Genomic DNA, 18,955 nt, shown 5'->3' on the forward strand with positions numbered 1-18,955 from the left:
GCCTGTCGTCCCTCCCCACCGCCCCCGCGGCATCGGTGATCTCCACCGTAAGGGGCGGCACCGACATCACGTGCCGTGTCACGGAAGAAGGGTGTGCGCCCCGGTCTGCCAGGGATTGGGCGGAACGTGGCCCAGACCAGCGATGAGCCCGAGGAATCTCCCCTGTGACGGAGGGTCGGCCATGAAGTCCCTCATCCCCAGTGCTCCTCCTGGTAACGCAGAAGGTCATCGCCATGGAGTTGCTTGGTGGCATTGCCGACCCGGACCCAGAAGTCGGTGGCCCCGTTGCCGCCCTTGGCGGGCTTGGCGAACACGGGCTTACCTGCCGCAGCAACGCTGATCTGGCAGACGACTCTGCCGGAGATCTCGGGAAAGCGTACGCGGACGGTGGTCGCTGTCGGGGCCGACAGGCTGCTGTCGAGGAGTTGCCGCACGAAGAGCTCATACCCGTCGACGCCGGCCTGGGACTCCAGGGTGGTGAGGTCGTTCTCGATGCCGAGGACGGTCCCGTCGTCGGCGACACCGATGAACAGGTTCCCGCCCTCGCCGTTGAGAAAGCCGCCGACAGCCTTGACGATGTTGTGCCGTAGGGACTTGTCGGCCTGCTGGGTGTGCACGTTCCAGCGAGCGCTGGCCTTGAACTCGGTGCCCTGAGACTCGCCGGCGGCGATCATGTCGGCCGGGGTGGTCGGGACGTACGCGGGTCGTTCCCCTGTGAGGGTCTCGAAGGCTTCCCGCACGACCTTGGCGATCAGGTGACGTCGCCGTTCCAGGAAGGTGAAATAGTCGAGCTGCTGCCAGCCCACGGGGAGTGCGTGCCACCGCACCTGCCGCTCGAGCACCACCGGGTCCATCTCGTCCGTGATTCTCGGCCAGTAATCATGGGGTGCGTCGGTGTTCGACTGCGCGCCTGCCGGCCACGTCACGTAGGCCATGTTGGCGATGGCGTTGACTTGGCGTCGGTCGGTGATACCCAGTCCGGCGAGCACCTTACGGTGGAACAGGTTGTCCCGGTCGACAGCCTTGACGGGTTGGACCGAGGGGTCCAGCAGCTCACGGATTCGCTGGTGGCCGAAGAGCATCTCGGCGTCGAGGATGTTGAGCGCCGCCTGGTAGGCGAACAGCACCGGTGAACGCGACGAGGATGTGTCCAGACGGTTGGGCAGGGAGATGTCCCAGTAGTCGCCGGTGAAGTTCGCTGCGATGATCCGGTCGAGTTCCGCGGTGAAGGCCCGGCCGTCACCTGGCGGCAGATTACCGATCCGCCCCAGGTCGAACTCCATCTGTGATTCAGGCGAGTTGGAGTACCGCCCGGTGGTGTGCGCCATGAAGAACCACCGTCCGATCACGTGACGGAGTTCATCGACCGTCAGTCCGAAGTCGTGGCGCCCGATCAGCCAGATCGCGTAGCTGTACAGCAGGGCGTTGTCGGAGGTGATCATCTTGCGACTGCGGAAGCCGGCCGCCGTGACGCACTGGAAGAACTCGTGCCAGCTGACCAGGTCCAAGACCTTTGTCTGTGCTTCGGCGAGCCGGTCGAACTGCTCCTGGCGTCGAGCGGCGGTGACCTTGCCGGTTTCGAGGTCCTTTCCTCGCAGGACGCTGTAGACGTGCTGCAACCGGGCGCGCCGAAAGGCAACAGCGACGGCTACGCGCAGCAGTTGGTCGGGGCTGGGGTCCAGGAAGGCGTTTCGGGGACTCGGACCGGGGGGTCCCGCCACCACCGCACCACGACTGAAGTCCTCGAGCTGACGACGGCCCTTCTCCCAGTGCACGGACATCAGAGTGAGGATGAAGTCGGACTGGTTGAGCTTCACCCCTTCGGAGTTGATGCGCACGAAGATGTCGGCGACCTGCTCCTCGCTGGCAGAGGCGCCCAGCTCCACCACCTGGAAGCGGAACTCGTGCAGGTCCCGAACCCTGTCCACACGTTCTTCGAGCTCGTCCTTGGCAGCGTCCGACAGCGGTTGACCGCCGGCCTGTTCGAGCCGTTGGAAGAACTGCCGGACGGTGCGCTTGTAACCACCCTGCGCCCAGAGCGCGGTGATGTCCGGAATGTAGTGGGCGTTACGCTCGATCGCCGCGTCCGTGACCTCGAACGTCTGATCCTCCGGGCGGAACGCGATACGAACGTTGATCTCGTCGAAGGACTTGGTGACGATCTTGTGGCCGGTGAGGACAGCGAACAGGGCTGTGAGCCGCTGCTGTCCGTCAACGACCAACAACTGGGGTGCCCGATCACCGACTTCCGTGCCGATCTGCCGCGTCCCCACCTCAGCGCCGGTCTCCCAGAACATCAGGGTGCCGATCGGGTAGCCCCGATACATCGAGTCGAAGAGATCGCGGGTCTTCGCCGCAGACCAGACGAACGGGCGTTGAATGTCCGGTAATCCGATACGACCGCCTTCGATGTTCTCAATCAAGTGCCGGAGCGTGTAGCCGGTGTCGCGATACAGGGTGGGGGGCACAGCCGAAAACTCTAACGTCTGAGAGCAACTGGTTGACGGAAGCGGTCATGGCGTGGGAACAGCATCAGGTTAGCCTGCGCCACCCTGCCCGAGCAGCGCCGCTTCTCTATTCAGGGATGCGACTGGCCGAGACTCGCTCGCCTCCGGAGGAACGCCCCAGGGCGTTAAACAGAGCCGCACCTGACGGGATCGTCTCATCGGCTGGTGGCCGGCGAGGGCACTGGTCGCCAACGGCCACTGGCCTCGTGCTTTCATGAAGCGGACTGTCCGGCAGGCGGTCAGGAAAACAGAAAGTGCCTCTGCCCCGCGATGCGGTTGATTTAGGGCGTTTCCGCAGGTGAGAGTGGGTGCCCCGGGTTCCGCGTGACTTTGAGGGAGTAGCTGACGCGGCTGGGCGGGCGGGGCTCGTCCCGGCGTTTGGCTTCGAAGGTTTTCCGCGGTGGTTTCTTCAGTCGGTAGACGGTGAGCAGTGTGTAGATTTCCTGGCTGATGAGCTCGGGGGTCCTGGAGCGCAGGATGAAGCCGGCGCCGCGCAGGCGGTTCTTGAGTTCGGCGAAGCCGTTCCCGATCTCCCAGCGCTGGTGGTAGAGCTGTTCCAACTGCCGTGCGGGTGCTTGCCGGTGGTCGAGCAGGCTGGTCGCGAGGCGGAACTTCTCCACCTGCACCGGCTCGTGCTGGGGCCGGACGGTGACCGTGCAGTCGATGATGCGCACGAGGTGTCCGTCGGGCAGCCCTGCCGGGGTACGGCCCTGGAAGCGGGCGTTGCCCAGACGCTGGCTTTCGGCCGGGGTGGGCATGACGGACACGTACGAGCCGTCGGACAGGACCCACAACGGCGGCAGGACGAGGTTCTTCTTGATTCGCCAGGCGAGGTGGCAGCCGGTCGCCTCGACCAGGCCCCACAGCTCGTGGCCGGCGAAATTACGGTCGGCCGGCAGCGGTATGCCGGGCCGCAGGGAGGCGAGCAGGCGGCGGGCGAGCTTGTGCTCGCTGAACCTGGCAATCGAGTCGAGGGCCGCGTCGATGACGGCGAGGGTGCCGCACTCGATCAGAGCCATCAGTCCGACCTGCGGGTTTCCGCTCTTGTTGGTGCCATCACGGCCGGTGAACCCGAATGTGACGGCGTTCTCGGGAGTGTCCGGAACGTCCAGCGCGGTGCCGTCCCAGGCGCTGGCGGGCTCGGGTGAGGGCCGAACCGGTGGGCAGGCGCTGGACGCGCCCGCCCGGCAGATGCCGCAGTTTCTCGGTCGGGGTCCGCAGGACCGCCCGGTATCCCGGCGGCCCGGCGCTGTCGGAGCTGCTGAACAGGCACAGGGCCAGGACGAAGTAGACCACTGCGCGGCCCGGGAGAAGCCTGCGGCGCCGTTCGGTCCTTCCGGTCAACTCCAGTACTTCGTCGACCACTTCGGGTGTGATCTCTTCGGTGAGTACGCCGAGCCGAATCCGGTCGCCGAACTGCGGATCCGACCGCTTTCGAGGGCTTCGGGGGGCACCGGACGGACCGCCGTGGTGACGGCTGGGGCAGCAGCGACGGCAGACTGAGTGCCCAACGGGGCTCCCTCGCAGGCAGTCGGATCTTGGTCGATCTCCTGTCCTACCGGAAGCCCCGTCACCCTGTCCCGAGATCACCTGGCGCATCATCAGTCCGTGGCGGACCGCCTGTGCATTCCAGGGTTCTATTCACCCAGAACACTCGTCATCGCGCGCTCTACCTGCCCTGAGACGCCATCCGCTTATCGATCACGGGGTTGGTCTGGTCGAACAGGGTTCCTGATCGGGTGATCGCGCGCGAGTCAGCGCATGACAGCAGGGCCTCTTGGTAGCTCGGGGGTGCGAACCAAACCAAGCGCCAGGAGGCCCTGTTGCCGCAGTCTTTCGCGCTCGCGTGCGTGGAGTCCAACCCGTCGTCCCCATCGTGTGACTGCCTCGCGCACAGGTTCGGCAACGCGGCGGACCGGCCGGAGCGTACTGCGTGCTACGCCTCCGACATGACGGAGGCCGAGTGGCAGGTCATCCGGGCGGTGCTGCCGGTTCCGGCCTGGCTGGAGGGCCGGGGCGGGCGGCCGGAGGGGTACTGCCACCGCGTGATACTCGACGCAGTGCGCTACGTGGTCGACAACGGCGTCAAGTGGGCCAACCTCCCCGCGGACTTCCCGCCGTATCGGCGCGTGCATGCTTTCGCCCGCCGCTGGCAGGTCACGGGTCTGCTCGCCGAGTTCCACGACCGGCTGCGCGACAAGATCCGCCAGAAGGAAGGCCGTTCCCCGGATCCGACGGCTGCCGTCGTGGACTCACAGTCGGTGCGGGCAGCGGCGAACATCCCGCGCTCCACCTCCGGCTGGGACGGCGGGAAGAAGGTGGGCGGCCGCAAGCGGCACCTGGCGGTGGACTGCCTCGGCCTCGTCCTGGCCGTCGCGGTGACCGCGGCGAGCGTGCAGGACCGCGACGCCGCCGTCCCACTGCTGGAGCGGCTTCGCAAGACGTACTTCTCCGTCCGCCTGGTGTGGGCGGACGGCGGCTGTGCCGGGCGCCCGGTCGACTGGGCGGCCGAGAAACTCCAGCTCACCCTCGACATCGTCAAGCGCACCGACGACACGACAGGGTTCGTGGTGCTGCCACGCAGGTGGGTGGTGGAGAGGACGCTGAGCTGGCTGATGCGCTCGCGCCGCCCGGTACGCGACTACGAGAGGCTGCCCGCCATGCACGAGGCCATGGGGCTGTGGTCGATGACCATACTCATGAGCGGCCGCCTGGCCGGACGCCGCCGCCCAGCCGGTCTCAGCCGGCCGACACCGCGAGCGCGGTGAACACCCCCGGCCGCATCTGCAGGGCCCAGCCCCGCTCCACCAGGCGTTTCGCCTTCGACCGCACTCCCTCGACCTTCGCCGGGACCGCCTGAAGGCCCAGGGCCACGGCCAGCTGCCGGCAGCGCATCCCCTCCCGGCCCGCCGACTCCAGCACCGACACGATCCGCTGGTAGTCCGCCGCGAGCACCGACGCCGGCATGCCTTCACTCCGGTGCGGCACCGGCGAACCCGCCATCGCGCCCCGCTCCGGCTCCGCTACTGACGAAGACGGCTCGGCCAGCACCTCGGCCACCGTCGCCCGGGCATCCACCAGCCGCTGAAGCGAGCGTTCCGCATCCCCGAGCGCGGCCTGCACCCGCTCGGCCTCCTCCCGCAACGCCGCGATCTCTTCCCGGACCCTTTTCTCCCGGGCCCCCAGCAGACCAAGCACCGACGGCACCAGCCACCTCCACGAGCCAGACGAGCGGACGAACCACACCCATCTCTCCCGTCCCTGAACGGAGTCCATGCCCACCCACCCCGAACCAACCGACCACGTTCGGAAAGCGGATGGCGTCTCAGAGCCGTTGTCCACCAGCAGGTCAAGGACCTCCGGACCGAACCGGGGCGCCAGTTCGCGGACGAGGGCGACCATGTCACCGCTGTCGGCCACGTTGGTCCAGTGCTTGACCGGCGCCGGCCAGATCCCCGTGCCGTCCTGCTGTGGTGCAGGCTGTAGACGGTCGAAGACCAGCCCGGCGAGGCCCAGCGGGGAGCCGAGGGTGACCAGCGTCAGCGGCGGCCGCTCCGGCCGAAGAGCGCACAACACCTCGTAGGCAACCACTGAGCCCAGCGAGTGCCCCACAACCACCCGGGTGTCCGACGTGATCAGCTCCGCAGTCCGAGCCCGTACGGCGTCACGCAGCTCGGGCTCTGTGAAGTAGCGACGTACCTGCTTGAGGTTCGAGATGAGTAGCCGGTCGGAGACAGCACCAAAGAATCGAGTGCGGGTGAGGGCGTGCAGGGCTCGGCGAACCCGGTCCACAGAAAGGGGGCGACTGGCAAGATGGCCGAGGGCACCACGGGCAGCGGGGCCAGCGCCCGTATCGTCCGGCCCCCCAGTGTCCGGGCCGGGGATACCGGGATCCAGCCGAGCGGCCTCCCGCCACCAGGTCTCCAGCAACTCGGCCTCGAACCCGGGCTCCACATCCTCCGCCCGGTAGTAGGGCTCGCCGCGCGTGCCGGTCTGCCTGTAGAGGTCCCCATATCCGGCGCAAGCGATGTCGTCGTCCGACAACCGCCCGAGCGTGGGATCTCGGCGTAAGGCGAGTCCGACTCCGCCGCGCAACGCCGGCGCGATTTCCGCCAACATGGTCTCAGCGGTATCAAGTTGACGCTCCACCCCGTGCACCACGACAACCCGGCTCATGGTCCCCCTCATGCGCGTTCCCGTGCTCCCGTCACGAGTTTAGTCGGAGGCAGTGTCAGGGTCTGATCTCTTTCCTCTCTACGCCGTTCATCGACTTGCCAGGCAAAATCCCTGCTGAGGTCAACCGCCCCCGTAGAGACCCGGCAGGTCAACCAGGAGGAGATCATCACGTCTGGCCGCCAATTCGACCAGGTCCGGGTAGAAACCGTGCAAGGAGAACAGGGCCAGCGTGGCGCCTGCGGTGTCGTAGCCCTGGCTGGTGAGCAAGCCCCGGATGTGCTCGAGGCGTTGCAGGTCGCCGGTGCCGCGGCGGGCGGCGGTGGCCTTGGCCTCACCGATCAGGGCGATCCGGGCGCGCGGCGCCTGCGGACGCTCGCCCAGGGCGAGGGCGAGCACGTCGACCTCGTGCTTCGTGCGGGCCGCCGGGTCGGCGACCTCGGTGGTGCCGACGGGGCCCGGCAGGCCGCCGGGAAGGAGGGTATGGGCGTAGCGGCGGGTGAAGGTACGGGCGAGATCCTCGAAGTGCGGTCCTAGGATCTTGGAGTTGAAGGTCGTCGTAGCGGCCTGCCACGCCTGTTCCGCGAAGCCCTGCTCGACGGTGGCGGCCTGCGGCAGCGTGATCAGTTGGTTGAAGCGGATGACGGGGTCGGCGAGCGTGATGACAGGGTGGCGCGGGCGCAGAATGTCTTGCTCGCGCTGGATGTAACCGGTGGACTCTAGAACGTCCAACGGGTGTGTGACGGCGTTGCGTTGGCGCTCCAGGGCTGCCCCGATCCTCGTCGGGGTCGAGGCGCCCTGGGCGATCGCGGTGAGGATGTCGTAGTACAGGGTGTGCTGGGTGATGCGTGGGTCCTCCCGCAGCAGGTACTCGGTCTCTGTGCGCGAGTAGACGGCCCGGCCGGGGTCCAGGAGCGTGCGGGTCAGCCAGGCGGCGAAGCCGTCGTTCGGGTGGGGGCGGGCGGCCACCGGCCGGTAGCCGGGGGCTCCGCCCAGGACGGCGTGGACCTGCAGGGCGGTCAGCGGATCGTCGATCCGCCAGAAGTCGCGTGCGGCCCGGTAGTCGAAGGCACCCAGCCGGAGGTCGATCACGGCACGGCCCCGCAACGGCTTGGTGCCCGAGAGCAGTTCGTGCATGACGCTCATGGCGGAGCCGCAGAGGATCAGCCGCGGGCCGGGACGGACGCCGGTGCCGCTTCCGCGCTGGCGCTCGTCGTAGAGCTGCTGGAGCAGCCCGGGGATCTCCGGCGAGTGCTGGAGCAGATAGGGCAGTTCGTCGATCACCAGCAGCGACGCACCCGAGCGAACGGTTACCTCAAGGGCGTTGGTCAGGACCTCGCGCCAGTCGGACAGCCGCAGTGTGCCGGGCTGCAGACCGGCGTGGGCCGCGACCGCGTCGCCGAACCGCTGGATCGCCGGCAGCCGGCCCTCCTCCCGCACCGCGGTGACATAGAGGCCGCCCACCCGCTCGCACAACGCCTGCAGGAGATATGACTTCCCGTGCCGCCTGCGCCCCGACACGATGCCCAGGCGCATCGCCGGATCCGGATCCGTGACGAACTCGGCCAGCAGGTCCCACTCCCGGTCCCGGTCGACCACGTCTTCCGGCTTGAGCGGCAGGTTCTTGTTCATCAGAGAAACCCCACATCGGGACAGGTCCGCTACGTCGCAACATGTACAAGTCTACTTGTACAGAGTCCGTACAGGCAGACTTGTCAAGGAGAACGTCCGGTCATCCGGCCCAAGGCCACAGCAGTGAGATATCACTGTCCGTGGCCGATGCGCAGGCATCCGTAGGCGCACTCCTCGCCACAGCCGACCCCGCCTCGCACCGGTCACTCCCCCGAGCGGCCCCCTGACCCGCCGGGATCCGAGCGTCAGTCGAGCGTCAAGATTTCCGAAAAGACGGCGCCGTCGCGCACCGCAGCGCCCCGACCAGAGGAAACACGCAGGTCGGGGCCATGTGGGCGGATCGACCTGTTGCGGGGACGAGAACACGTCGAACCCGTGAGGTCAACTACGAAACCGCAGGTCAGGCGCCCTTCTTGACCGGCTCCAGGATCGCCACGCACTCCACGTGATGCGTCATCGGAAAGCTGTCCCGGCAGGACGGATCTCACACAACACCAGGTCAGGGGCCGTTTTCGGCTCCGCCGAAGAGCCCTTCGTGCGCACGGAGCGTCAAACGGGCGTCACGCCCAAGGGCTACGTCCCGGTCGGTCATCGCCGGTGATTTCAGGACCCCTGCCAGTACAGCCGGCCGCTTGGCCTCCACGGCCCGGTGGCCGGACCGCCCGATGAGCGAAGTGGTCAGTTGTCGGGTTTCTTCGAGCGCCGAGGGGCGGCGGTCCGGGTGGGGCGAGCGCCGGCCTCGATCTGCTGGGCGTACACGGCGTTCGTCACGAGCTCGCGCGCGTATGCGGCGTCCAGTCGGCCAGGGCGGAAGAGGATGCGGTACATGATCGGTGCCACGACACGGTCGATCAGCAGTTCCGTCTCGGGCACCGGCTCCCCCCGTTGCACCGCACGGGCCAACACGACGTCGATCTGCTCTGCGGCATACGCCGAACACTGACCGGCATTGGTTCCGTCGGGATCGCCGAGCAGGGCGTCCCGGATGTAGGCGCGCCCGGGCGGCGAGGCCATCTCGTCGACGAACTGTTCCGCCCACGCGTCGAGATCGGCCCGCAGGCTTCCGAGATCGGCCGGATCCGTTTCCGGGCGCAGTCGTTCGACGGCCACGTCTGACAGGAGTTCCTGCAGGTCGCCCCAACGACGGTAGATCGTGGAGGGGGTCACGCCCGCCCGAGTGGCCACCATCGGGACCGTGAGCGCGTCGCGGCCCACCTCCCCTACGAGTTCACGTACCGCCGCATGGACGGACTCCTGTACGCGTGCACTGCGCCCGCCGGGGCGGACCATGGGCCTGGGACTCATGCGATCCACCTTAATGCGATTTTGTTGCTTCTAGGCGGTGGCCGGCGTCGGCGACCCGCGGGGCTGCGCGTCCGGGCGTCCGAGCCCGGCGGACGCCCCTGCAGCGACGCGACCGCATGCCGGCCGGAACGTCCGCCTTCCCTCAGGCAGCGAGGGGAGCAAGCCGCCCCGCGTCGGCCACCGACTCCTCGTAGACCCGGCCCACACGGAGAACCGTCGCGTCGTGGAAGGGGCGCGCCATCAACTGCATACCGATCGGCAGTCCGGCGCGGTCGTGACCGACCGGCAGGGTGAGGGCCGGGACGCCGGTGATGTTGGCCGGGGCACAGAGGCGGACGTAGCTGTCCGACACGGCCTCGGTCGTGCCATCGGCCCACTCGACGGTTTCCTGCCCCGCCTCGGCGGCGGTCATCGGCACCGTCGGCGCGGCAAGGACATCGATTCCGTCGAACATGCGAGCCCAGGCGTCTCGCATCATGGTGCGGGCCCGCTGGGCGCGGAGGTAGTCGCCCGCAGAGGTGAGTTCGCCGGCCTCCAGCAGGATGCGGACGTCCGCCGCGTACAGGTCGGGGGTGGCCCGCAGCGACCGCTCGTGGTAGGCGGTGGCCTCGGGAACCATCAGCCCCCACTGGACGGCCCGGATGTAACGCGCCATCGGGATCTCGACGTCGACGAGCTCCGCTCCCAGCTCCGCCAGCCGCTCGATCGCGCCGCGTACGGACTCCTCGACCTCGGGCGTGACCCGGTCGAAGTAGTGGTTCCGCGGTACGCCGACCCTCAGTCCTCGCAGGTCGCCCCCCGGGAAGCGGTCCGGCATCGGGCCGGACACGCTCGCCGGGTCGCGCGGGTCGTGGCCGGCGGTCGCCGACAGCACCAGCGCGACGTCCTGGACGGTTCGGGTGAGAGGGCCCACGTGGTCCAGGGACCAGGACAGCGAGGTCACGCCTGTGCGTGGGACCAGGCCGTAGGTCGGCTTGAGGCCCACCACGCCGTTCAGGGCCGCGGGGACCCGGATGGAACCGCCCGTGTCCGTGCCCATGGCGAACGTCGCCCCGCCGGCGGCGACAGCCACCGCCGAGCCGCCGCTCGACCCGCCCGCGACCCGGCTGTGGTCCCAGGCGTTGTTCGTCTGCGGAGTGGTCAGGCCGTAGGCGAACTCGTGCGTGTGCGTCTTGCCCAGGAGGACGGCCCCGGCGGCGCCGAGCCGTTCGGCCACCCGGCTGTCGCGTTCCGCCACGTGCCCTGCCCGGACGTGCGAGCTCGCCGTGGTGGGCATCCCCTCCACGTCGATCAGATCCTTGAGCGCCATGGGGATCCCGTGCAGCGGCCCGCGCGGTCCGCTTCCGGAGATCTCCCGTTCGGCGCGGGCCGCTGCGGCCAGGGCCGCGTCGGCGGCGACGGTGACGTAGGCGCCCAGCCGTCCTTCGACGGCGGCAATACGGGCGAGCACCGATTCGGTGAGTTCGACGGGGGACAGCTCCCGTGCGCGCACCGCACGGGAGGCTTCGGTCAGCGACAGCTCAAACGGTTGCATCGGCGTTCCCCTGTCCGGCTCGGTAGGAGGACGCGGGAGGGGTCTCGCCGAAATCGAGCTCGCGCAACGTGCTGATGACGGAGTGGATGTGGTTGGCCGTCATGGCCACTCCTTCGTGTCGGCCGTCCCCGAGGTGGAGCCCCGCCCGCAGCGCCCCTCGGGCTGCCTCTTGGGGGGTGAGTTCGCTGGTCATGGCTTCCTTCCGGATCTGTGCGGCGCGACGGGCCGGGGCCGGTACAGAACCTCCGACCACCGTAAACGCGAATTGTTTGCTTTAGTCGATCGTAGGATCTACGGTGGCTTAAAGCAAACCAATCGCTTTTAGTACGGGAAGGACCCTCATGCAGAGCGTCCCCGCGGGCCTCGCGCCTCCCCGCACCTCCCCATCCGGACGCCTGCCGTTCGCATTGCACGCCTCGGTCCTGATCGCGCTGCTCGCCGCATCCAGCGCGCCGACCCCGCTGTACCCCCACTACCAGGCTCAGTGGCAGTTGTCGTCCCTCGACATCACCGTGGTCTTCAGCGCCTACGCTCTGGCGCTCCTGATCGCACTGCTGACGACCGGAACCCTTTCCGCCCATGTCGGACGCCGCCCTGTGCTCCTGGGCGCGCTCGCGGTCCAGGTCGCCTCCATGTCACTGTTCGCGACGGCCGGCGGCCTGACCACCCTGATCGGCGCCCGCGTGCTGCAGGGCATCGCGACCGGCGCGGCGACCAGCGCAGCAGGTGCGGCCCTCCTCGACCTGGAAGACCCCGCCCGGCCGGGTCGCGCCGCTCTGGCCAACAGCATCGCGCCGGTGACGGGCATGGCGGCCGGCGTCCTGGCAGCCACCCTCATGGTGCGCTTCGCCCCCGTTCCGACGATCACGCTGTACGCGGCCCTGATCGTCGTGTTCGCCGCGCAGGCCATCGCCCTCGTCTCGACGTCCGAGACCGTCCGCCGCCGTCCCGGAGCACTGCGCTCGACGCGGCCTCACCTGGCGCTGCCGCCGGCGGCCGCCCGCACTCTCCTGCTCAACGGCGCCGGCGTCGTCGCCGTCTGGGCCCTCGGCGGCTTCTACTCGTCCCTGGGACCGGGCTTCACACGGCTCATCTCCCCCGGCGGACCCGAATACGCCGGCGGCATGGTCTTCTTCACGCTGACGGCCGTCGCCGCCCCGACGGTGTACTTCACGCGCAGGATGCGTGCCGACGTCTCCGCTCTTCTCGGGGGCTGCGCGGTGATTCCGGCGGCCGTCCTGACCCTGGGTGCCCTCCACCTCGCCGACTCCGTACTCCTCTTCGCCGGGGCGGCGCTGGCCGGGTTCGGCTTCGGAGCCGTCTCCCAGGGTGCGCTGCGCGCGGTCGTCGACTCGGTCCCGGCCCGGGAGAAGGGCGGCACGCTCGCCTCCTATTACGTACTCAGCTACCTGGCGATGAGTCTGCCCGCCATCGGCGCCGGCGCCCTCGCCGCCGGCTTCGGGCTGCGTGCGGCGGCACTGGTCCATGCCGGCTGCGTGGCCGTACTGGCGACCGTCGCAGTCACGACGCTGACCGCGTCGCTGCGCAGTCGACGCCGGGCACCGTCCCCGGACACCCGCTCCCGCTCCCGCTCCCGCCCGGCAACGAGCAACTACACATCCGCCTCACCCGACACACCCGCTCCGGACATCTCCGTCCTCGCGACCCATGACAGGTAAGGAAAGTCACCGTGTTCACCTCATCGCAAACGACCAGATCCATCACTCCCCCCGCCTCTTCCTGGACGGTGGGCGACCACACCGTACGACGCATCGACGAAGTGGTCCTGCCCGCCCGGACCGGTCCGTGGCTGCTGCCCGGGGCAACCACCGACCTCGTGAGCCGGACTCCCTGGCTGAGCCCCGAATTCGCCGACGAACAAGGCGTCCTGCGTCTGGCGAGTCACAGCTTCGCCGTCGAGGTGGACGGCATGCGGGTGCTGGTGGACACCGGCATCGGAAACGGGAAGCGGCGCGCCAACCCCGCCTGGCACAACCTGAACAGCGACTACGAAGCACGGCTACGGGCGGCGGGCTTCGCGCCGGAGAGCGTTGACCTCGTGGTCCTGACCCACCTCCACGCCGACCACGTGGGGTGGAACACGCGTGCCGAGGGCGACGCCTGGGTGCCCACCTTCCCGAACGCGCGCTATCTCACCTCACGCACCGAGTGGGACTACTGGGCGGGTGTCGACATGGAGGAGGCGCGTCGGCAGATGTTCCGGGACTCGGTCCATCCCGTCCGGGAAGCAGGTCTGTTCGACCTCATCGATGTCGCGGACGAGGGCACGGACGTCGCGCCGGGCATTCGTCTGCTGCCCACCCCCGGCCACACACCGGGGCAGGTGGCGGTGGAACTGAGCAGCCGTGGCGAGACCGCACTGGTCACCGGCGACAGCATCCACCACCCGGTCCAGATGGCGCATCCGGAGCTCTGCAGTTGTGTGGACGTCGCTCCCGAACTCGCGGCCAGGACCCGGAACCAGGTGCTCGGCTCACTGGCCAGTACGTCGACTCTCCTGCTCGGGAGCCACTTCCCGCCGCCGACCGCCGGACACGTGCTGCGCGAGGACGGCGGGTACCGACTGGTCCCGGCTCCCTCAGGGGTCACGCCCATCGGCGGCTGAAGCGGATCGGAGCACCCGGGACGTGCCGCGCACCGAGTCGCACCGAGTCCGTGCGGGTGACGTCCTGGGCGTCCGCGACCGGACGGCCCGGGAGCGGCTGTGAGACTCCTCCGGCATGCGTTCCGTCGTCACCGACGGGGCCGGACGACGTCATGACCGATCACCGGCTTGCGCCCTTTGCGCAAGCCGGCTGTCCCTCATGGGCGACGGTCACGCCGACGCGTCGCGGACGAGGGCGACCCGCCGGCCCCACTCGCCCATCGCCGGCCGAGCAGCGCGGCCCTGCTTCAGTCTCACGAATCAAGCGTCAACAACGATGAATGCACGTCGCCGACATCATTCGCACGACCCCCGCCGCACCCTGTAACCGCAGGTCAGGCAAGTTCGAACAAGCAGTGGGTCTGCCCGACCCGCTGTACGGAGCAAAACAGGTCGAGCGACCCACCTGGGCCGCGCAACCGCATCAGACGTCCTTCGCGGCCTTCTCCAGAATCGCCACGCACTCCACGTGGTGCGTCATCGGGAACAGGTCGAACACCCGCAGCGTCCGCACCCGGTACCCCCCGTCCCGGAAGTACGCCAGGTCCCGTGCCAGTGCCGCCGGGTCGCAGGCCACGTACGCGATGCGGCGGGCGCCCAGGGAGGACAGGTGCTGGACCGTCTTGCGGCCGGCGCCCGCGCGCGGCGGGTCGAGGACGATGAGGTCGACCTCGTCGATCCCCGTGCGGGGCAGGACGGACTCGACCTTGCCCTGTTCGATGCGCACCCGGGGGAAGTCCGCCAGGTTGTGGCGGGCGTCCTCGACCGCGCGCTTGCCGGACTCGATGCCGAGCACCGCGCCCGCCTCGCCGACCCGGTCGGCCAGGGCGCCCGCGAACAGGCCGACGCCGCAGTAGAGGTCGAGGGCCATGTCGCCCTTGCGGGGCAGCAGGCCCTGCATGACGGCGGTGACGAGGGTGTCGGCGGCCTTCGGGTGGACCTGCCAGAAGCCGCCGCCGGCGACGCGGTGGGTGCGGCCGTCGGCGCGTTCGCGGACGAAGGGGCGGCCGTGGACGCGGTGGAGCTGGCCGGAGCGTTCGTCGACGCGCATGACGGAGACGGGGCGGTCGAGTTCGACCAGGGGGAGGCGGGCGCCCGGCTTGGGGGTGAGGACGACCTGGCGGTCCTGGGAGCCCGTCGCGGCGATCGCCTCGACGGAGTCCATGCCCGTCCAGTCCCGCTTCTCGATGCCCAGCTCGCTGACGCCCTCGGCGGCGATCATGCAGTGGTCGATCGGCTCGACCTCGTGCGAGCGGTGCCGGCGCAGTCCCGCGCGGCCGTCGGCGGTGACGGCGTACTGCACGCGCGTGCGCCAGGCCGGGACCTGGCCGGCGGGGACCTTGTCGCCCTCGGCCGGCATCACCGTGCCGTCCCAGCCGGCCTCCTCGGGGGTGAGCCCGGCGAGGCGCTGGAGCTGCTCGGCGACGACCTCGCCCTTCAGGCGCCGCTGGGCGCCCGGCTTGGCGTGCTGCCAGTCGCAGCCGCCGCAGCGGCCGGGGCCGGCGTAGGGGCAGGGGGCGTCGATGCGGTCCTTGGAGGCGTCCAGCACCCGCACCGCGTCCGCGCGGAGGAAGCGTGCACCCTCCTCGCCCTCCATGACCTGCGCGACGACCCGCTCACCGGGCAGCGCGTGCCGGACGAAGAGGACCTGGCCCTCGGAGGTGCGGGCGATGCAGTGCCCGCCGTGGGCGACGGGGCCGATCTCGACCTCGTACTCCTCCCCCACCAGTGGTTTCCTCGGTTCTGCCTGCATGGTGGGGTGTCTCCACAACATCGAGAGCGGGAAGGCCCGTGCGGGCCGGGACGACAGCCCACCAGTCTACGTGTGCGGGGAGGAGTCCTTCGCCCGCTCGGCCGGACCGCGGCGCACCGAGCCGGGCGCGGCCCAGTCCTGGCGCCTGCGGGCCCGCTGCTTGGCGGCCTCGGAGGATTCCAGCTGGTAGGGGACGGAGGTCACCATGACGCCCGGGGTGAACAGCAGCCGTCCCTTGAGCCGCAGGGCGCTCTGGTTGTGCAGCAGGTGCTCGTACCAGTGGCCGACCACGTACTCGGGGATGATCACGGAGACCACGTCGCGCGGGGACTCCTTGCGCAGGCTCTTGACGTAGTCGATGACCGGCCGGGTGACCTCCCGGTACGGCGAGTCGAGCACCTTCAGGGGTACGTCGATGCCGCGCCGTTCCCACTCCGTGCGCAGTGCCTTGGTGTCGTCCGGGTCCACGTTGACGCTGAGCGCCTCCAGGCTGTCGGAGCGCATCAGCTTGGCGTAGGCGAGCGCGCGCAGCGTGGGGCGGTGGATCTTGGAGATCAGGACGACCGAGTGGACGCGGGAGGGCCGCACCATGTCGTCGGCGGAGGTCTCCGGGGCGGCGATCTCCTCGGCGACGCGGTCGTAGTGCCTGCGGATCGCCGTCATCGTCGCGTAGAAGATGCACATGCCGAGCAGTGCGACCCAGGCGCCGTGGGTGAACTTGGTGACGAGGACGACGACCAGGACCAGGCCGGTGAAGAAGGCGCCGAAGGTGTTGATGGCCCGGGAGCGGATCATGTGGCTCCGCTTGGCCTGGTCCTTCTCGGTGGTCAGCAGCCGGTTCCAGTGGCGGACCATGCCGGTCTGGCTGAGCGTGAAGGACACGAACACGCCGACGATGTAGAGCTGGATCAGCCGCGTGGAGTCGGCGCCGTAGATCCACACCAGCAGGGCGGCCGCGCCCGCGAGCAGCACGATGCCGTTGGAGAAGGCGAGGCGGTCGCCGCGGGTGTGGAGCTGGCGGGGGAGGTAGCGGTCCTGGGCGAGGATCGAGCCGAGCAGCGGGAAGCCGTTGTAGGCGGTGTTCGCGGCGAGGAACAGCACCAGTGCGGTGGCGGCGGCCAGGATCATGAACAGGAGGCTGCCGTGGCCGAAGACGGCCTCGGCGACCTGGGAGATCACCGGGTCCTGGACGTAGCCGGCGCCGAGCGGGGCGCCGTCGTGGACCAGGTCCTCGGCGGGGTTCTCGGCCATGCGGACGTCGGTGGCGGCGGCCAGCGCGATGATGCCGCAGAACATGGTGACGGCGAGCAGGCCCATCAGGGCGAGCGTGGTCGCGGCGTTGCGCGACTTGGGCCGGCGGAAGGCGGGGACGCCGTTGGAGATCGCCTCGACGCCGGTGAGCGCGGCGCAGCCGGAGGAGAAGGCGCGCAGCAGGAGGAAGACCAGGGCGAAGCCGGCCAGGCCCGGGTGTTCGGGTTTGATCTCGAAGTCGGCGGTCGGTGCCCGCATGTCGTCACCGAGGACGAGGCCGCGGAAGGCTCCCCAGGCGATCATGGTGAAGACGCCCGCGACGAAGACGTAGGTGGGGATCGCGAAGAGGGTGCCCGACTCCTTCACCCCGCGCAGGTTCATCAGCGTCAGCAGCACGATCACGCCGATCGCGCAGGCCACCTTGTTCTCGACGACGAAGGGGACGGCCGAGCCCAGGTTCTCGATGCCGGAGGAGATCGACACGGCGACGGTCAGGACGTAGTCGACGAGCAGGGCGCTGGCGACGGTCAGTCCGGCCTTGGGGCCGAGGTTGGTGGTGGCCACCTCGTAGTCACCGCCGCCGCTGGGGTAGGCGTGGACGTTCTGCCGGTAGGAGGCGACCACGGTGAACATCAGCACGACGACCGCGACCGCGATCCAAGGGCTGAAGTGGTACGCCGACAGGCCCGCGATCGACAGGACCAGCAGCACCTCGCCGGGGGCGTACGCCACGGAGGAGAGCGGGTCGGAGGCGAAGACGGGGAGTGCGACACGCTTCGGCAGGAGCGTTTCGCCCAGTCGGTCACTGCGCAGTGCGCGCCCGATAAGAATCCGTTTGGGCACGTCGGTCAATTTGGACACAGCAGTGGATCGTAAGCCTTCGGAGCGGGGGCGGCCCAACCACCACCCCACATCCATACGGCATCCATACGCCTCTGCCCTCCGGGTGAAATCACCGGGTGCCGGGCCGCGGACCGGGCAGGTCGGGGCAGTCCTGTGCCTGTATGACCGAGCGTCGTCGCCTCCACCACCGAGCGTCGTCGCTCCGGTGACCGAGCGCCGTCCGCCGCCCCGGCCGCTTTCCGTCCGGTGCCGCTCCGTGGAGGTTCCATGCACCCGATCCCAGAACTGATCGGCGCCGCGGCCGCCCTCGTCGGCCTCGGGATCCTCACGCTGGCGAGCGTGCGCAGCATCACGCGCCGCTGACCGTCCCGGCGGCTCCGGCGAGCAGGGCCTCCGGTCCGATGGAGGCCACCCGTGTCGACGGCACCGTGCAGGCGTACGCCCCCGCCACCGCCCCGAGCCGGGCGCAGCGGAGGGCGTCCTCACCGCCGAGCAGGCCGTACAGGAAGGCGGCCGCGAAGGCGTCGCCGGCCCCGTTGGAGTCGACGACCGGTGCCGGGGGCTCGGCCGCGGGGACGTGGGTCAGCTCGTCGTCGGCCAGCAGGTACGCGCCCTCGGCGCCCGCGGTGGCGACGACGGTCCGGGCCCGGCCCCGCGCGGCGATCCGGCGCATGACGGGCTCCGGGTCGGTCAGGGCGGCGGCGGAGAGGAAGACGAGGTCCGCGGTGAGGGCGAAGGGCTCGTGGTAGGGGTTGGCGCCGTCCCAGTCGTGCAGGTCGGTCGAGATCGTCACGCCCGACTCGCGCAGCAGGGGCAGGGCGTCGGCGCACGGCTGGGTGATGACGACGTGGGCGTGCCGGCTGGCGGCGGCCAGTTCGCGCACCGTCTCCTCGGGCAGCCGGTCCGTCTCGGACCAGCGGGTCGCGTCGTACAGGGAGAGCCTGCGGCCGTCGGGGCCGACCAGGTTGACGGCGCGTTTGGTGCCGCACGGCTGCGGTACGGCGGTGAGCGCGATGCCGTGGTCGCGGTGCAGGGCGCGGACGAGGTCGCCCTCGTGGTCGTCGCCGATCAGGTCGAGGTGGTGGGTGCGCAGGCCGAGGGCGCTGGTGCCGAGGGCGACGAAATCGCCGCTCTGTCCCGCGCGGGTGACGATGCCCGGCCGGATCATGTGGCTGTCGGCCGGCGGTACGGGCAGCTCGGGCACGTGCACGATCGTGTCCACGCCCGCGCCGCCCAGGACGAGGACGTCGATCTCGGTGGTCATGGCCGGCTCTCTCCTCGCCCCGGGCCGC

General features: G+C 69.6%; 13 protein-coding genes and 1 pseudogene. 3 read left to right on the forward strand and 11 right to left on the reverse strand.

Annotated elements, in window-relative coordinates; translation table 11 throughout:
* Positions 1–191: 191 nt before the first annotated feature.
* The 3 genes and pseudogenes from ACH5AO_RS10835 to ACH5AO_RS10845 form a co-directional block, all read right to left on the reverse strand.
* The gene (locus ACH5AO_RS10835; RefSeq protein WP_398923911.1) at positions 192–2,468 is read right to left on the reverse strand and encodes a DUF262 domain-containing protein; all 2,277 of its coding nucleotides are present in this window, start codon (positions 2,466–2,468) and stop codon (positions 192–194) included.
* A 320-nt stretch (positions 2,469–2,788) separates the two neighbouring features.
* Complete coding sequence (locus tag ACH5AO_RS10840) at positions 2,789–3,700, reverse strand: transposase (protein ID WP_398924051.1); 912 nt, start codon at positions 3,698–3,700, stop codon at positions 2,789–2,791.
* Positions 3,639–4,109: pseudogene (locus ACH5AO_RS10845) on the reverse strand (transposase domain-containing protein); the annotation flags it as partial. The pseudogene ACH5AO_RS10845 and the gene ACH5AO_RS10840, both read right to left, overlap by 62 nt.
* Before the next feature lie 347 nt (positions 4,110–4,456).
* Between ACH5AO_RS10845 and ACH5AO_RS10850 the strand changes: the two are divergent.
* Positions 4,457–5,275 carry an IS5 family transposase gene (locus ACH5AO_RS10850; protein WP_398923912.1) on the forward strand — a complete coding sequence of 273 codons (819 nt, stop codon included), beginning with the start codon at positions 4,457–4,459 and terminating at the stop codon, positions 5,273–5,275.
* On the opposite strand, the gene ACH5AO_RS10855 is transcribed toward ACH5AO_RS10850, so the two are convergent.
* The 5 genes from ACH5AO_RS10855 to ACH5AO_RS10875 form a co-directional block, all read right to left on the reverse strand.
* Entirely contained in the window at positions 5,247–6,683 is a 1,437-nt protein-coding gene (locus ACH5AO_RS10855; RefSeq protein ID WP_398923913.1) for a hypothetical protein, read from the reverse strand. The genes ACH5AO_RS10850 and ACH5AO_RS10855 overlap by 29 nt on opposite strands.
* 120 nt (positions 6,684–6,803) lie before the next feature.
* Entirely contained in the window at positions 6,804–8,312 is a 1,509-nt protein-coding gene (locus tag ACH5AO_RS10860; protein ID WP_398923914.1) for an ATP-binding protein, read from the reverse strand.
* 678 nt (positions 8,313–8,990) lie between these two features.
* Positions 8,991–9,617, reverse strand: a complete 627-nt coding sequence (locus tag ACH5AO_RS10865; protein WP_398923915.1) for a TetR/AcrR family transcriptional regulator — start codon at positions 9,615–9,617, stop codon at positions 8,991–8,993.
* 142 nt (positions 9,618–9,759) lie between these two features.
* On the reverse strand, positions 9,760–11,151 hold the full coding sequence (locus ACH5AO_RS10870; RefSeq protein WP_398923916.1) for an amidase: 1,392 nt from the start codon (positions 11,149–11,151) through the stop codon (positions 9,760–9,762).
* On the reverse strand, positions 11,138–11,344 hold the full coding sequence (locus tag ACH5AO_RS10875; RefSeq protein WP_398923917.1) for a hypothetical protein: 207 nt from the start codon (positions 11,342–11,344) through the stop codon (positions 11,138–11,140). The genes ACH5AO_RS10870 and ACH5AO_RS10875 overlap by 14 nt, the downstream gene beginning before the upstream one ends.
* A 148-nt stretch (positions 11,345–11,492) precedes the next feature.
* Here ACH5AO_RS10875 and ACH5AO_RS10880 point away from each other — a divergent pair, with 148 nt between their 5' ends.
* Together ACH5AO_RS10880 and ACH5AO_RS10885 are read left to right on the forward strand one after the other, a co-directional pair.
* On the forward strand, positions 11,493–12,830 hold the full coding sequence (locus tag ACH5AO_RS10880) for an MFS transporter (RefSeq protein ID WP_398923918.1): 1,338 nt from the start codon (positions 11,493–11,495) through the stop codon (positions 12,828–12,830).
* A gap of 68 nt (positions 12,831–12,898) precedes the next feature.
* A complete protein-coding gene (locus ACH5AO_RS10885) occupies positions 12,899–13,777 on the forward strand; it encodes an MBL fold metallo-hydrolase (protein WP_398923919.1) in 879 nt (292 codons plus the stop codon).
* Between the two features lie 463 nt (positions 13,778–14,240).
* Here the strand turns inward: ACH5AO_RS10885 and ACH5AO_RS10890 are convergent, their stop codons facing one another.
* The 3 genes from ACH5AO_RS10890 to ACH5AO_RS10900 form a co-directional block, all read right to left on the reverse strand.
* Complete coding sequence (locus ACH5AO_RS10890) at positions 14,241–15,569, reverse strand: class I SAM-dependent RNA methyltransferase (protein ID WP_398923920.1); 1,329 nt, start codon at positions 15,567–15,569, stop codon at positions 14,241–14,243.
* 66 nt (positions 15,570–15,635) lie between these two features.
* The gene (locus ACH5AO_RS10895) at positions 15,636–17,681 is read right to left on the reverse strand and encodes an APC family permease (protein ID WP_398923921.1); all 2,046 of its coding nucleotides are present in this window, start codon (positions 17,679–17,681) and stop codon (positions 15,636–15,638) included.
* A gap of 331 nt (positions 17,682–18,012) precedes the next feature.
* Positions 18,013–18,927 carry a PfkB family carbohydrate kinase gene (locus ACH5AO_RS10900; RefSeq protein ID WP_398923922.1) on the reverse strand — a complete coding sequence of 305 codons (915 nt, stop codon included), beginning with the start codon at positions 18,925–18,927 and terminating at the stop codon, positions 18,013–18,015.
* Positions 18,928–18,955 lie beyond the last annotated feature (28 nt).

The organism is Streptomyces sp. NPDC018964, assembly GCF_044390325.1.
Classification (GTDB): domain Bacteria; phylum Actinomycetota; class Actinomycetes; order Streptomycetales; family Streptomycetaceae; genus Streptomyces.